The organism is Pantoea sp. USHLN256 (assembly GCF_037149875.1).
GTDB classification, from domain to species: Bacteria; Pseudomonadota; Gammaproteobacteria; order Enterobacterales; family Enterobacteriaceae; genus Pantoea; species Pantoea nemavictus.
Map to the genome: position 1 here is coordinate 729,045 of NZ_JBBCQO010000001.1, position 14,864 is coordinate 743,908.

The 14,864-nt window shown below is 53.1% G+C and carries 15 protein-coding genes and 3 tRNA genes; 1 reads left to right on the forward strand and 17 read right to left on the reverse strand.

Features of this window, described 5'->3' with window-relative positions; all coding sequences use genetic code 11:
• Window positions 1-91: 91 nt before the first annotated feature.
• Window positions 92-598, reverse strand: coding sequence for a methylated-DNA--[protein]-cysteine S-methyltransferase (locus WFL93_RS03415; RefSeq protein ID WP_336777254.1), 507 nt, complete (start codon window positions 596-598; stop codon window positions 92-94).
• A 158-nt stretch (window positions 599-756) separates the two neighbouring features.
• Here WFL93_RS03415 and WFL93_RS03420 point away from each other — a divergent pair, with 158 nt between their 5' ends.
• Window positions 757-2,229 carry an AlkA N-terminal domain-containing protein gene (locus WFL93_RS03420; protein WP_336777403.1) on the forward strand — a complete coding sequence of 491 codons (1,473 nt, stop codon included), beginning with the start codon at window positions 757-759 and terminating at the stop codon, window positions 2,227-2,229.
• A 440-nt stretch (window positions 2,230-2,669) separates the two neighbouring features.
• Here WFL93_RS03420 and WFL93_RS03425 read toward each other — a convergent pair.
• The 16 genes from WFL93_RS03425 to sucC all read right to left on the reverse strand — a co-directional run bounded on the left by WFL93_RS03425 (window position 2,670) and on the right by sucC (window position 14,838).
• Window positions 2,670-2,745: transfer RNA gene (locus WFL93_RS03425), tRNA-Lys, on the reverse strand.
• 27 nt (window positions 2,746-2,772) lie between these two features.
• Window positions 2,773-2,848, reverse strand: a tRNA-Lys gene (locus tag WFL93_RS03430).
• A gap of 53 nt (window positions 2,849-2,901) precedes the next feature.
• Window positions 2,902-2,977 (reverse strand) — tRNA-Lys (locus WFL93_RS03435).
• Between the two features lie 166 nt (window positions 2,978-3,143).
• Entirely contained in the window at window positions 3,144-3,938 is a 795-nt protein-coding gene (gene cpoB, locus WFL93_RS03440) for a cell division protein CpoB (RefSeq protein WP_036621514.1), read from the reverse strand.
• Between the two features lie 9 nt (window positions 3,939-3,947).
• Window positions 3,948-4,469 (reverse strand): peptidoglycan-associated lipoprotein Pal, encoded by a 522-nt coding sequence (gene pal, locus WFL93_RS03445; RefSeq protein WP_007890635.1) that lies wholly within the window; start codon window positions 4,467-4,469, stop codon window positions 3,948-3,950.
• Between the two features lie 64 nt (window positions 4,470-4,533).
• Window positions 4,534-5,829, reverse strand: a complete 1,296-nt coding sequence (gene tolB / locus WFL93_RS03450) for a Tol-Pal system beta propeller repeat protein TolB (protein WP_007890636.1) — start codon at window positions 5,827-5,829, stop codon at window positions 4,534-4,536.
• A 117-nt stretch (window positions 5,830-5,946) separates the two neighbouring features.
• Window positions 5,947-7,233: a cell envelope integrity protein TolA gene (gene tolA / locus WFL93_RS03455; RefSeq protein ID WP_049850915.1), complete on the reverse strand. Its 1,287-nt coding sequence runs from the start codon at window positions 7,231-7,233 to the stop codon at window positions 5,947-5,949.
• Between the two features lie 25 nt (window positions 7,234-7,258).
• Window positions 7,259-7,687 carry a colicin uptake protein TolR gene (gene tolR, locus WFL93_RS03460; RefSeq protein WP_007890638.1) on the reverse strand — a complete coding sequence of 143 codons (429 nt, stop codon included), beginning with the start codon at window positions 7,685-7,687 and terminating at the stop codon, window positions 7,259-7,261.
• Between the two features lie 13 nt (window positions 7,688-7,700).
• Entirely contained in the window at window positions 7,701-8,387 is a 687-nt protein-coding gene (gene tolQ, locus WFL93_RS03465) for a Tol-Pal system protein TolQ (protein ID WP_007890639.1), read from the reverse strand.
• A complete protein-coding gene (gene ybgC / locus WFL93_RS03470) occupies window positions 8,384-8,806 on the reverse strand; it encodes a tol-pal system-associated acyl-CoA thioesterase (RefSeq protein ID WP_191322252.1) in 423 nt (140 codons plus the stop codon). The genes tolQ and ybgC overlap by 4 nt, the downstream gene beginning before the upstream one ends.
• Before the next feature lie 180 nt (window positions 8,807-8,986).
• On the reverse strand, window positions 8,987-9,280 hold the full coding sequence (ybgE, locus tag WFL93_RS03475; RefSeq protein WP_007890641.1) for a cyd operon protein YbgE: 294 nt from the start codon (window positions 9,278-9,280) through the stop codon (window positions 8,987-8,989).
• Entirely contained in the window at window positions 9,280-9,393 is a 114-nt protein-coding gene (gene cydX, locus WFL93_RS03480) for a cytochrome bd-I oxidase subunit CydX (protein ID WP_007890642.1), read from the reverse strand. The genes ybgE and cydX overlap by 1 nt, the downstream gene beginning before the upstream one ends.
• 15 nt (window positions 9,394-9,408) lie before the next feature.
• Window positions 9,409-10,548, reverse strand: coding sequence for a cytochrome d ubiquinol oxidase subunit II (cydB, locus tag WFL93_RS03485; protein WP_049850913.1), 1,140 nt, complete (start codon window positions 10,546-10,548; stop codon window positions 9,409-9,411).
• A gap of 11 nt (window positions 10,549-10,559) precedes the next feature.
• On the reverse strand, window positions 10,560-12,131 hold the full coding sequence (gene cydA, locus WFL93_RS03490) for a cytochrome ubiquinol oxidase subunit I (RefSeq protein WP_336777255.1): 1,572 nt from the start codon (window positions 12,129-12,131) through the stop codon (window positions 10,560-10,562).
• Window positions 12,132-12,796: 665 nt separating this feature from the next.
• Complete coding sequence (gene sucD / locus WFL93_RS03495) at window positions 12,797-13,672, reverse strand: succinate--CoA ligase subunit alpha (protein WP_007890645.1); 876 nt, start codon at window positions 13,670-13,672, stop codon at window positions 12,797-12,799.
• Window positions 13,672-14,838 carry an ADP-forming succinate--CoA ligase subunit beta gene (gene sucC, locus WFL93_RS03500; protein WP_007890646.1) on the reverse strand — a complete coding sequence of 389 codons (1,167 nt, stop codon included), beginning with the start codon at window positions 14,836-14,838 and terminating at the stop codon, window positions 13,672-13,674. The genes sucD and sucC overlap by 1 nt, the downstream gene beginning before the upstream one ends.
• Between the last annotated feature and the right edge of the window lie 26 nt (window positions 14,839-14,864).

Genomic DNA, 14,864 nt, shown 5'->3' on the forward strand with positions numbered 1-14,864 from the left:
GCAATGATGCGGCATCAAAACCGCCATCGTGTTTTATATGCTAAACACGATAGCGGAATTGCGCGAGAGTGTCGTCTCTTTTTTGCGCGCCCTATAGCAACAATACGCTGCTCACAGATTTCTGTGGGCTTTCCAATTCCAGCAGGAATGCTTTAACGCTGAGACCGCCCGCGAAGCCGGTCAGTTTTCCGTTGCTGCCAATCACGCGATGGCACGGCGCCATAATCGACAGCGGGTTTTTACCGTTCGCCGCACCTACCGCGCGCACCGCTTTGGGATTACCAATTTGAACGGCGATTTGCTGATAGCTACGGGTTTCACCAAACGGAATCGTGAGTAGCGCTTGCCAGACTTTTTTCTGGAATTCGGTACCAACCGTGTCGTATGTCATATCAAACTGCTGGCGCTCGCCAGCGAAGTATTCGCGCAGCTGGCGTTCCGCCTCACAGAGAATGGGGTGTTGATCGTTATGGCTGATCGGCGTCAACGGTACGCGCTGCGCACCTTCGTTTTCCCACAGAATGGCCGACAATCCGTGGTCAGTAGCAATAAGCGTGAGCTCCCCAACAGGGGTGGCGATAATTTTGGCATGATACATAGTGCACCTCCGGCGTAATCTCTGTTGGCGATTATCGCACTTCTAACCTGAGAAACTGGCTGTTTTCGGTCATCAGCATAAACTGGTTAGCTGTCCGAAAGCAGCGAGTTTTCCTGTTCAGCTTGCGCGACCATGCGGTTTATTTGCTGGAGATCATGATGTTTGATCCTGAAATTGCTTACCAGGCGCTGACCTCGCGCGATAGTCGCTTCGACGGGCTGTTTTTCGTTGGCGTGACGTCAACCGGCATTTATTGTCGGCCCATTTGCCCGGTGAAAGCGCCGATGCAGAAGAACTGCCTGTTTTTCAGCAGCGCTGAAGCCGCCGAGAAAGCGCATTTCCGCCCCTGTTTGCGTTGCCGCCCTGAGCTTGCGCCAGGCTTTGCACCGGTGGACAGTCATCATCGCATTGCCGATCGCTTGATTCGACGCATCGAAGAAGGTTTGCTGGAGGAGCAGGAGACGCTCGCAGAGATTGCTCGCGAGTTTGACCTAAGTGAGCGCCAACTCCGTCGAGTAGTGCAGCATGAGCTAGGTGTGTCGCCATTAGAATTGCGTCAGACGCGCCGTATGCTGCTCGCTAAGCAACTTTTAACTGAAACCTCGCTGCCAGTGACGGAAATCGCTTACGCGAGCGGCTTTCGTAGTCTGAGGCGTTTTAATGATGTGTTTCAGGCACGTTATCGCATGACGCCTTCCCGCTTACGCAAGCAGAGCCAACCCGATTCTGTCACTCCCATTCAGGAAAGTGCCGAGCTGCGCCTGAGTTATCGCCCGCCTTATGATTGGGACGCAATACTCGATTTTCTACAGCAGCGCGTGATGAAAGAGGTGGAATGGGTGAACGGCGGCATTTACCAACGCACCGTGGCGTTGGGCAATTGTCGCGGCTGGGTGCGCGTGAGCCATCTTGCTGAGAAACAGTCGTTGAAAGTGCAATTCACCACGTCGTTGACGCCGGTGCTTCCCGCCCTACTGCGTCGTCTGCGCGATCTGTTTGATTTGGATGCGCAACCACAGCGTATAGCAGAGCATCTGAGCCACGATCCGCTACTGGCGGAGAGTTTATCGCGCTTTCCCGGTTTACGCGTTCCTGGTGCGTTTGACGGCTTTGAGCTGGGTGTGCGTGCGATACTCGGCCAGCAGGTTACCGTGAAAGCCGCAACGACGTTGAGCAGTCGTATGGCACAACGCTTTGGCGAATCGCTGGCAACGCCGTGGCCAGAGCTGTCTCGTTTGCCACCCAATGCGGAGACGCTGGCGGCGGCAAGCATTGATGATATCGCCAGCCTCGGAATTGTCAGTGCGCGTTCACAAGCCATTCAGGCTTTGGCGCAGGCGTGTGCTTCTGGCGCTTTGCGGTTTAACGGTGCGGTGAATCCTGATGTGGTTCAGCAACAGTTACTGGCGCTGAAAGGGATTGGGCCGTGGACGGCGAGTTATATTGCGATGCGCGCTCTGCGTTGGCCGGATGCGTTTCCGAAAGAGGATATTGCGATTCGTAATAATCTTGGCGGCGTGAGTGCCAAAGTGGCGGAACAGTTATCACAGGTTTGGCGACCGTGGCGCAGCTATGCTGTGCTGCATATTTGGAAAAGTCTGACGCCGGTTAAGGTCATTAAAAGTAATTAAACCGTGCCAACAGCCGAAAGGATCGGGCGGTTGCGTAAAGTCGCCGTGGATACATCCCTGTAGGCTCTGCCGGCGCATCCATGCGCCGGAAGCTTTACTCCACCGCCCGATCCTTCCGTCTTCGTTATGCATCGGTGCGATTATTTAAAGCAACGACAAAGCTTAAGGGCCAGTAAAGGCGAGTGCGGAAGGAGCTAAGCGTCCGAGCCATGGACATAAACGCCAGGATAGTTTTTGCACAATCCGAAGCGTTGCCCGCTTGCGGGCGAGCCTCATGGATGAGGCGAGTACTTGCGAGGCCGATCCACAGGGATGTGAGGTTTCTTCGCGATCCGCCCCGCCTTATCTGGCCGGTGCACAATCACACAGCGAATCCATTTAAACATTTTAATCAGCGTAGAAAAGCAAAAAGGCGCCTTTAGGGCGCCTTTCTACATAACTGGTGGGTCGTGCAGGATTCGAACCTGCGACCAATTGATTAAAAGTCAACTGCTCTACCAACTGAGCTAACGACCCGTTGAGGGCTTACAACCTTATGCTTGATGGTGGGTCGTGCAGGATTCGAACCTGCGACCAATTGATTAAAAGTCAACTGCTCTACCAACTGAGCTAACGACCCATCAAGGTTGTGAAGCTTACTGAAGAAATCATCTCACTAACAACGGGTTGAGATGGTGGGTCGTGCAGGATTCGAACCTGCGACCAATTGATTAAAAGTCAACTGCTCTACCAACTGAGCTAACGACCCATCTTCAGTGCTGCCGATACTTGTTAAGATATGTCCCGGCAACGGCGGCATATATTACTGATTTAGCGGGGCGGCGCAACCCTTATTTTCCACTAAATGTCTCAATTGCTTACCTTTCATGCTGTAAGACCAGAAATCACACGAAATCCGGTCTTTTATGCACAAATTACAACCCGGCAAGGCGTTTTTGCGCCTGCTTCGCAGAATCACTATTTGGGAATTGTTTGATCACTTGCTGGAAGACGGCCTTGGCTTTCGCCGTGTCATTCTTCTCTTGCATGATCACGCCAACTTTAAACAGCGCTTCTGGGGCTTTTGGCGATTTCGAATAATTCTTTACCACTGTGGCAAAATAGTAAGCGGAATCGTCTTTTTTACCCTTGTTGTAAAACAGCTGACCAAGCCAATAGTTGGCGTTCGGCTGATAGGTAGAATCAGGATATTTCTTCACCCAAGCCTGCAGGGCGGTAATCGCCTGATCGTACTGCTTCTTCTCCAGAATCAACGCAACGGCAGCATTGTAGTCCGTATTGGCATCGCCGGTTTGAGCTGGCGCTGCCGCAGTGGCGCTGTTGTTGCTGCCGCTATCAGAGGTCGCTGCGCCCGCTGCAGCAGCATCGGCACCACCGCTCGCCTGGGCACCGTTGCTGCCGGAGCTGAGGCTATCGATCTGCTGATAAAGCTGTTTCTGGCGCTCAATCACCTGATTGAGCTGATAGCTATTTTGCTGGATTTGCCCGCGCAGCGAATCGATATCGCTTTGGTTATCGCTCATCTGCTGCTGCAACTGCTGCAGAAGCTGAGCCTGGGCATTAGAGATACGTTCAAGAGTGGTGACGCGGTCTTCGACCGAGCCTGAGCCAACGCTACTGATTGACGCCTGGGCATTAGCGGCCCAGGGGGCCGCTAAACCAACCAGTAACGACAGACTCAATAGATGAAGTCTGAAGTTACTCATCATACGATTATCTTAGTAAACCAGTACGGCACGACGGTTTTTAGCGTAAGCCGCTTCGTCATGACCCAGTACAGCTGGTTTTTCTTTACCGTAAGACACGATAGACATCTGGTCAGCAGAAACGCCTTTGCCTTGCAGATACATCTTAACGGCGCTTGCACGACGTTCGCCCAGGGCGATGTTGTATTCTGGGGTACCGCGCTCATCCGCATGACCTTCGATGGTCACTTTGTAAGACGGGTTGCCACGCAGGAATGCAGCGTGCTGATCCAGCATCTGAGCGTAATCAGACTGCACGTCATACTTGTCCAGACCGAAGTAAACGATGTTGTTCTGCTGCAGCTGCTGCATCTGCAGACGCGCTTGCTCGTCAGAAGACATGTTACCGTTCTGGCCCGCACCAGCACCGTAAGCACCGTCGTTAGCGCCCATACCAGTCTGATCGTTGTTGTTGTTTTTGTGTGAGCTACATGCAGCTACTGCGATAACCGGCAGAGCCAGCATCAAACCCTTCAGCACTTTATTCAGTTGCATTTCTTTATCCTATTATTTTGTTTGCCATACATTTTAATCCCCCGCCGTGCAGGGGACCTATGCATCACAGATACGGCGACCAGGCAGGGAATTTGACCTGTCCATCAGTTGCCGGAAGACGCGCTTTGAAACGCCCGTCGGTTGAAACCAACTGCAACACGGAACCCATCCCCTGAGTAGAGCTATAGATTACCATTGTGCCGTTTGGCGCCAGACTTGGCGTTTCATCCAGGAACGTGTCCGTTATTGTTTGAACGGCTCCCGTTACCAGATCCTGTTTGGCGACATGCTGAGCGCCACCGGCGCTGCTGATCATCACCATCGTTTTACCGTCAGTTGACACGTCCGCATCCTGGTTTTGCGCACCTTCCCAGGTAATACGTTGTGGCGCACCGCCGTTAACTCCAACTTTATAAATCTGAGGCGCACCGGCCTGATCCGAGGTATAAGCCAGCGTCTGGCTATCCGGGAACCACGTCGGTTCAGTGCTGTTGTAGCGGCCATCTGTAACCTGACGCGTCTGACCTGAAGCCAGATCCATCACGTACAGGTTCAGGCTACCGGTTTTCGACAGCGCGAAGGCCAGTTTGGAACCGTCTGGTGAGAAGGCTGGCGCACCGTTGTGACGCGGATAAGAAGCTACCTGACGGATTGCGCCGTTAGACAGCGTCTGCACTACCAGCGCAGATTTGCCGCTTTCGAAGGTCACATAGGCCACTTTGCTGCCATCTGGCGACCAGGCTGGCGACATCAATGGCTGCGGTGAGCGGTGAACCACAAACTGGTTGTAGCCATCGTAATCCGACACGCGCAGCTCATACGGGAACTGACCGCCATTGGTCTGGACCACGTAAGCGATACGGGTACGGAATGCACCTTTAATGCCCGTCAGCTTCTCGAACACTTCATCACTGGCGGTGTGCGCGGCATAACGCAGCCACTGCTTAGTCACTTTATAAGAGTTCTGGGCCAACACGGTACCTGGGGCACCACCGGTATCCACCAGCTGATAGGCAATTTGATAGCTGCCGTCAGCGTTAGGGGTTACCTGACCGACAACGACTGCATCAATACCTAATGCACTCCACGCTGCAGGCTGTACTTCCTGCGCGCTGGTGGGTTGTTGTGGCAGACGAGAACGATCCAGCGGGTTAAATTTACCGCTGTTGCGTAAGTCAGCGCTAACAATGCCGCCGATGTCTTCTGGTGCCGCGCCTGGGCCAGCCCATTGGAACGGAACCACACCAATAGGACGTGCGGTGTTAACGCCCTGCGTAATTTCAATACGTACTTCTGCATGGAGCATGGCTGCCCACAGCAGTACAAAAAAACCTAAGGTTACACGAAGTGCCTGCTTCATCTTATCTCCCTTACCTGAACCAGAGGTTCATGATAATTCGCACAGTTCCTGAAAAACACGAGTACTCATAGAGTACGGCAAGCTAACCTTAGTTCAACCTGCCGTACGTTACTGCATTTATTGAGGCTTGAAATCCAGAGGTGCGTTTTTGAACACCTGATAAACTTCCTGGCTCGGCGGCTTAGGAATACGAGCCTGCTGAGCAGCTGCAACCGCAGCCTGGCAAAGTGCCGGGTCGCCTCCTTCAGATTTAACGCCAGCCACAGTACCGTCTGACATCAGCTGAATACGCAAAGTACAGGTTTTGCCCTTAAAGCTTTCCCAATCATAAAATTTACTTTTGATTGCTGCCTGGATTTGGCCTGCATAATTACTAATGTCTGCACCCGATGCGCCAGACTTCTTCTGATTGCCCTGCCCAGCCGCGCCGCCCGAAGCGGTACCGCTTTTCGGTGCGTTCTTACCAGAAGATAAACCACCTAACAGGTTATCGACGTCACTTTCGTTTTTCGCCGCTTCAGCTGCTGCCTTTTTCTTCGCATCCGCCGCTGCCTTGGCTTTCGCCGCCGCATCCGCTTTTGCCTTGGCAGCCGCATCGGCCTTGGCTTTCGCCTCTGCTGCAGCTTTCTCTTTCGCTTCTGCAGCGGCCTTCTCTTTCGCCTCAGCCGCCGCTTGCTCTTTGGCCTCTTTCGCTTCCTGAGCTGCTTTCGCCTTCGCATCGGCAGCAGCCTGGGCTTTCGCTTCAGCGTCCGCTTTGGCTTTCGATTCTGCGGCGGCTTTCGCCTGTTGTGCCGCTTTCTCTTTCGCCGCTTCAGCAGCAGCCGCTTTCGCTTGCTCTTCGGCTTTCTTCTTCGCATCAGCCGCGGCTTGCTTAGCCTCTTCTACCGCTTTGGCTTTGGCATCGGCGGCCGCTTTTGCCTGCGCGTCCGCTTCTGCTTTGGCATCCGCTTTGGCTTTCGCGGCAGCCGCTTCGGCGGTTTTCTGCTGTTCCTGCGCTTGCTTAGCGGCGGCTTCAGCGGCTTTCTGTTGCTCAGCCTGCTGTTTGGCCTGCTCTTTGGCTTCCTGCTGTGCCTGCAAGCGCTCTTTTTCCATCTCTTTCAAGCGTTGCTGCTCGGCAGCTTGTTTCTGCTGTAACTCTTCGGCCTGCTGCTGCGACTGTTTTTGCCGCTGCTGCTCGGCACGCTGACTGTCTCGTTGCTGATTCTGCTGGCGGTTATATTGCTCAACCACGGCGCCTGAATCGACCATCACTGCGTCAATATCACTGCCGCCGCCACCGCCGCTGGATTCGATTTTTTCGTTAAACGAGCTCCAAATCAGTAAGGCGATCAGCACGATGTGCAGAATCACCGAAACAATTATCGCGCGCTTTAACTTGTCGTTCTGCTCGGTTGCCTTCGACACTCTCGGTTCCCAAAAACGGTTCGCTTTAAATCGGCTGCGTCATCAAACCGACAGATTTCACGCCGGCCTGATGTAACAGGTTCAGCGCCTTGATGATTTCGTCGTAAGGCACGTCTTTCGCACCGCCGATCAGGAAGACCGTTTTCGGATTGGCTTCAATCCGGCGCTGCGCTTCGCTTACCACCTGCTCCGGCGGCAGCTGCGTCATACGATCGTGATCCACTACCAGGCTGTACTGGCCAACGCCAGCCACTTCAACAATCACCGGTGGATTATCATCAGTTGAGACGGTTTTCGAATCTGTCGCATCCGGCAGATCCACTTCTACGCTCTGGGTAATAATCGGCGCGGTTGCCATAAAGATGAGCAGCAACACCAACAGTACGTCCAGCAGTGGAACAATGTTGATTTCCGACTTAAGGTCGCGCTTACCGCGACCACGGGTTCTGGCCATCGTAAACCTCGACTTACTTCGTGTTGTCGGTGGAGAAAGCCTGACGATGCAGGATAGCCGTGAACTCTTCCATAAAGTTGTCGTAGCCCTGTTCCAGCTTGTTAACGCGCTGGTTCAGACGGTTGTACGCCATAACGGCAGGAATAGCCGCGAACAGACCGATGGCCGTTGCGATTAACGCTTCAGCGATACCCGGCGCAACCATCTGCAACGTTGCCTGTTTTACCGCACCGAGGGCGATAAAGGCGTGCATGATCCCCCACACCGTACCGAACAGACCGATATACGGACTGATGGAACCCACGGTGCCAAGGAAAGGAATGTGGTTTTCCAGCGTTTCCAGTTCACGATTGAAGGAGATACGCATCGCACGGCTCGCGCCCTCCACCACCGCTTCCGGTGCATGGTTATTAGCACGATGCAAACGCGCAAACTCTTTGAAACCTGAATAGAAAATTTGCTCAGATCCGCTCAGTTCATCACGGCGTCCCTGGCTTTCCTGATACAGGCGTGACAGCTCGATACCCGACCAGAACTTATCCTCAAACGCTTCGGCTTCGCGCCCCGCCGCATTCAAAATGCGCGTACGCTGAATAATGATCGCCCATGAGGCAATAGAAAAGCCGATCAAAATCAACATGATAAGTTTGACCAGAAGGCTCGCCTTCAGGAACAAATCAAGAACATTCATGTCAGTCACTGCTTGAACTCCGCGACAATAGACTTGGGAAGCGCAATTGGCTTCATTAGATGTGGGTTGATGCAGGCAATCAGGACTTCTGCTTCATTTAGCACTTTGCCTTCTGCATTCACGATACGCTGCGAGAACGTCATAGTTGCACGCGTCATTGAGGTCACTTCTGTTTGAATTTCCAGAAGATCGTCCAGACGGGCAGCCGCAACAAAATCGATTGTCATGCGTCGTACCACAAAAGCCACCTGCTCTTCCAACAGGACTTGCTGATTGAAATGGCGCTGGCGCAACATTTCGGTACGTGCTCGTTCATAGAAAGCAAGATAACTGGCATGGTAAACCACACCACCGGCATCGGTGTCTTCGTAATAGACACGAACCGGCCAGCGAAACAGCGTTGTACTCACTCTACATCCCGGTCTCATTTTAAACGTTGCTACTATACGCAAGAGAGATCGGCTTGGGAATGGTCCGCCAGAGCCAGGAGAAAATAATTATCACACGTTAACAACTGGAAGGATTTTTGGGATGTTTCTTGACCTGGCACTGACAAAAACTCACGTCAACGCCTGAAAAAACAGCAATTTTAAGTCCTGAGACAGGACTTAATGGTAGAACCAGACTATTCCTGTCAGCAGCACCAGCATCGCTGGCAACGGTGAAAACAGTGCCTGCCAGCGTAGGCGCTGCGGTCGGAATCCAGTACCGTGCACCACGCCCGCGCACACTGCCCAAATCAGCACTAATCCATGCCATATTGCTAAATCACTGGTCCGTGCGGCGAAGCGCGATGGCTGCCAGATCACACAGCCCGCCAGCCACAGCGCAAGGATGAGCGAAAGGGCCCGCAGTGGGCCCTTGTCCATCAGACGATAGAGTGTCTGAATCAGTGCGCGCATCAGACTTGTTCGTCCTTCGCGCTGCTCTCTTCTACATGCTCCAGCGCCAGCGCCGTAATCACACCGAACGCACAGGCCAGCAAGGTGCCAAGAATCCAGGCAAAATACCACATGCTCAATCTCCTTAATCAGTACAGGGAGTGCGTATTGCTCTCAATGTGTTCTTTGGTGATACGGCCAAACATCTTGTAATAACACCAGGCGGTGTACGCCAGGATAATGGGTACAAAGATGATGGCAGCAATGGTCATTACTTTCAGCGTCAGCAAGCTAGATGTGGCATCCCACATTGTCAGGCTGATGCCCGGCACGGTGCTGGATGGCATGATGAACGGGAACATCGCAATACCCGCCGTCATAATAACGCAAGCCAGCGTCAGTGAAGAGAAGATGAATGCCCAGGCACCCTTCTCCAGACGCGAGCAGAGAATAGTCAGCAGCGGCAGCACCACACCTAACAGCGGAAACAGCCACAGCACCGGTGTTTGCTCAAAGTTCACCATCCACGCACCGGCTTCACGCACCACATCTTTACCCAACGGGTTAGATGCCGCGTGATGATCGATGACGCTCTTCACCACATAACCGTCGATACCGTATTTCACCCACACACCGGCCAGAATGAAACACACCATCATCACCAGCGCAGTGATTTGCGCGGTGGTACGGCTGCGCAAGTGCAAATCACCCGCAGTACGCATCTGCAGATAGGTTGCACCCTGGGTCAGGATCATCGCCACACTGATTACGCCGGCCAGTAAACCAAACGGGTTCAACAGCTGGAAGAAGTTGCCGGTATAGAAGAGGCGCAGATATTCGTCAGCATGGAACGGCACACCTTGCAGCAAGTTGCCGAATGCCACACCAATGACTAACGGCGGAACAAAGCTGCCGATGAAAATGCCCCAATCCCACATGCCACGCCAGCGCATATCTTCAATTTTCGAACGGTAGTCGAAACCGACCGGACGGAAGAACAGTGAAGCGAGCACCAGAATCATCGCTACATAGAAGCCTGAGAAAGCAGCGGCATAGACCATCGGCCAGGCGGCAAACAGCGCACCACCCGCCGTAATCAGCCAAACCTGGTTGCCGTCCCAGTGTGGCGCAATGCTGTTAATCATGATGCGACGTTCGGTATCGGTGCGCCCAAGAATACGGGTCAACATACCAACGCCCATATCAAAGCCATCAGTGACGGCAAAACCGATCAGCAGGACACCAATCAGCAGCCACCAGACAAAGCGTAAAACTTCATAATCAAACATGGTAGCTCTCCTTATCCACGCACCGGCTGAGATGATGTCTTCAGCGTTTCATGATGATAGCGGCCGGTTTTCAGGCTGCTTGGACCGAGGCGCGCAAACTTGAACATCAGGTACATCTCGGCCACAAGGAACAAGGTGTAAAGACCGCAAATCAGAATCATCGAGAACAGCAGATCGCCTACGGTTAATGATGAGTTAGCGACTGCGGTCGGCAGCACTTCACCAATCGCCCACGGCTGACGACCGTATTCAGCGACAAACCAACCCGACTCAATCGCAATCCATGGCAAAGGAATACCGTACAGCGCCGCTTTCAGCAGCCAGCGAGATTTGCCAATGCGGTTGCGGATGACGCTCCAGAATGAGAGCGCGATAATACCCAGCATCAGCACACCACCCAGCACCATGATGCGGAAGGCGAAGTAGAGCGGCGCAACGCGGGGAATCGAATCCTGTTTCGCTTGCTGAATTTGCTCTTCCGTGGCGTTGGCGACATCAGCGGTGTAGCGCTTCAGCAGCAGGCCGTAACCGAGATCCTGTTTGCTCGCTTCAAACTGGCTGCGTACTGCCGGATCTTTACTGCCCCCACGCAACTCGTTCAGCAATGCATACGCTTTCATGCCGTTACGAATACGCACTTCATGCTGCGCCAACAGATCTTTGAGCCCGGTAACCGGCGTATTGACCGAACGCGTGGCAATCAGGCCGAGCAGATAAGGGATCTGAATCGCATATTTGTTTTCTTGCGTCTCCTGATCCGGAATACCAAACAGGGTAAACGCGGCTGGCGCCGGTTGGGTTTCCCACTCCGCTTCAATCGCGGCCAGTTTGGTTTTCTGCACATCGCCGATCTCATAACCCGATTCATCACCCAGTACGATCACCGACAAAATCGCCGCCATACCGAAGCTGGCTGCAATAGCAAAAGAGCGTTTTGCGAAGGCGATATCGCGCCCTTTCAGCAGATACCAGGCGCTGATACCAAGAATGAACATCGCACCCGCGGTATAACCGGCGGCAACGGTGTGCACAAACTTCACCTGCGCCACCGGATTCAGCACCAGCTCGGAGAAGCTCAGCATCTCCATGCGCATGGTTTCAAAGTTGAACTCTGAAGCGATCGGGTTTTGCATCCAGCCGTTCGCTACCAGAATCCACAGCGCGGACATATTAGAACCGAGCGCGACCAGCCAGGTGACTGCAAGGTGCTGCACCTTACCGAGACGATCCCAGCCGAAGAAGAACAGGCCGACAAAGGTGGATTCGAGGAAGAACGCCATCAGGCCTTCAATGGCCAGCGGCGCACCGAAGATATCGCCGACGTAGTGTGAGTAATATGACCAGTTGGTACCGAACTGAAACTCCATGGTCAAACCGGTAGCCACGCCCAGCGCAAAGTTGATACCGAACAACTTGCCCCAGAATTTGGTCATATCTTTATAAATCTGTTTCCCCGTCAGGACATATACGGTTTCCATGATTGCCAATAAAAACGCCATACCGAGCGTTAATGGGACAAACAGGAAATGGTACATCGCCGTCAGGGCAAACTGTAAACGCGACAGCTCGACAATATCTAACATGATGACTCCTTGCTCCTCGCATAAACTCGCTCTGCGGATACAACGGCAAACACACTGACATTGATGCGCAGAATTAGATTCAGGAACGACTGATTATTGATTCCAGTTTTATTACTGAGATAACAGAGAAACCTGTTGCCCGAAGTGAGCGAGTAACAGTGATAAAAATTTCCCGAAATAAACTCTCTTTTCAGTCAGGTTCAGGCAGAAGTGAGTTAAGGAGGCGACAGAATTGATATAGCAACGCCTGACACAAACTCCTGAAATATTATGAAGTAGACTGAATTGATGCAGCGCAATTTAAACCGGTTGGCCCGCGCTTAGCCAGTGGTAAAGTTTGCTATAACTCGCTATTTATTGATCTGGATTAAGGCTATAAATTTCCAGATGTGTAGTGTAAGAATGGTTGTTAATTAGTTGTCACAACCAGTTGGTAAAATTAAGAATATAATTACCTTTTCCGCAATTATTTAACCTCTATCTGGAAAGTTACGCGTCAATTCTTTGACAGAGATCTAGCGCCTTTTCCCTTCTTTACCTTGAACCCAAAGTAAGCATAGCCGCACTTTTTTAACCCGTTGCGCTTTTTCCCCTGATTTTTAGCAGGATATTGCCAAAAAAAAGACCACCCGAAGGTGGCCTTTTTACATCACTACGATGATGGCTTATTTGATTGGCAGAACCGCTTTAACCGCGTCACCAATGTCAGCCAGGCTACGTACGGTTTTCACACCGGCCGCTTCCAGCGCAGCAAACTTCTCATCAGCGGTGCCTTTACCACCGGCAATGATGGCGCCGGCGTGGCCCATACGCTTGCCTTTCGGTGCAGTCACACCCGCGATGTAGCCGACAACCGGCTTAGTCACGTGAGCTTTGATGTAGGCAGCTGCTTCTTCTTCCGCGCTACCACCGATCTCACCGATCATCACGATCGCTTCGGTCTGTGGATCGTCCTGGAACAGTTTCAGGATATCGATGAAGTTAGAGCCTGGGATCGGGTCACCACCGATACCGACGCAGGTAGACTGGCCGTAGCCGATGTCAGTAGTCTGCTTAACGGCTTCATAGGTCAGCGTACCTGAACGTGAGACGATACCTACGCGGCCCGGCTGGTGAATGTGGCCCGGCATAATACCGATTTTACATTCGCCTGGCGTGATCACGCCTGGGCAGTTCGGGCCGATCATGCGCACGCCGGCTTCATCCAGCTTCACTTTCACGGTCAGCATATCCAGCGTTGGAATACCTTCGGTGATGGTGATGATCAGCTTGATGCCTGCATCGATCGCTTCCAGGATACCGTCTTTGCAGAACGGAGCCGGAACATAGATCACGGTGGCAGTTGCGCCGGTCGCTTCTACCGCTTCACGCACGGTATTAAACACGGGCAGCCCGAGATGCGTGGTGCCGCCTTTGCCTGGCGTTACACCGCCAACCAGCTGCGTACCGTAGGCCAGCGCCTGCTCAGAGTGAAACGTCCCTTGACCACCGGTGAAACCCTGGCAAATGACTTTGGTGTTTTTGTCGATCAAAATGGACATTATTTACCCTCCGCTGCAGCGACAACACGCTGTGCTGCGTCTGTCAGGCTGGTTGCTGCAATGATATTCAGACCGCTGTCCGCCAGTTTCTTAGCGCCCAGCTCGGCGTTGTTACCTTCCAGACGTACCACCACTGGCACGTTCACACCCACTTCTGCCACTGCACCAATGATGCCGTCTGCAATCAGGTCGCAACGCACAATGCCGCCGAAGATGTTAACGAATACCGCTTTCACCGCATCGTCAGACAGGATGATTTTGAAGGCTTCGGTTACGCGCTCTTTGGTTGCGCCACCGCCAACATCGAGGAAGTTTGCCGGCTCACCACCGTGATGTTTCACGATGTCCATGGTGCCCATGGCCAGACCGGCGCCGTTCACCATACAGCCGATGTTGCCATCCAGCGCAACGTAGTTCAGTTCCCACTGTGTCGCGTGCGCTTCACGTGGATCTTCCTGGCTCGGGTCGCGCATTTCACGCAGCTCCGGCTGACGGAACAGTGCATTACCGTCTGCGCCCAATTTGCCGTCGAGGCAGATCAGATCGCCCTGCTTGGTGATCACCAGCGGGTTGATCTCAACCATTGCCAGATCGCGCTCAAGGAACATGGTCGCCAGACCCATGAAGATTTTGGTGAACTGGCTGACTTGCTTACCGGTCAGACCGAGTTTGAATGCTAACTCACGGCCCTGATACGGTTGTGGACCCGCTAATGGATCCAGTGCCATCTTATGGATCAAGTGTGGCGTTTCTTCTGCCACTTTCTCAATCTCAACACCGCCTTCAGTCGAGGCCATGAAGATCACGCGACGGGTTGCACGATCAACCACCGCGCCCAGATACAGCTCTTGATCGATATCCGTGGCTGCTTCAACCAGAATCTGGTTTACCGGCTGGCCGTGCGCGTCAGTTTGATAGGTCACCAGACGTTTGCCCAACCAATGCTCAGCAAAAGCACGAATGTCTTCTTTGCTATTAACCACTTTCACGCCGCCCGCTTTACCGCGGCCACCGGCATGAACCTGACATTTCACTACCCACGGACCGGCGCCAATTTTAGAAGCGGCTTCTTCGGCTTCACGTGGCGTGGTGCAGGCGTAGCCTGTCGGTGCTGGCATGCCATAGCGTGCAAACAACTGCTTCGCCTGGTATTCATGTAAGTTCATGATGTTCTATCCATTCAGGTAAGATT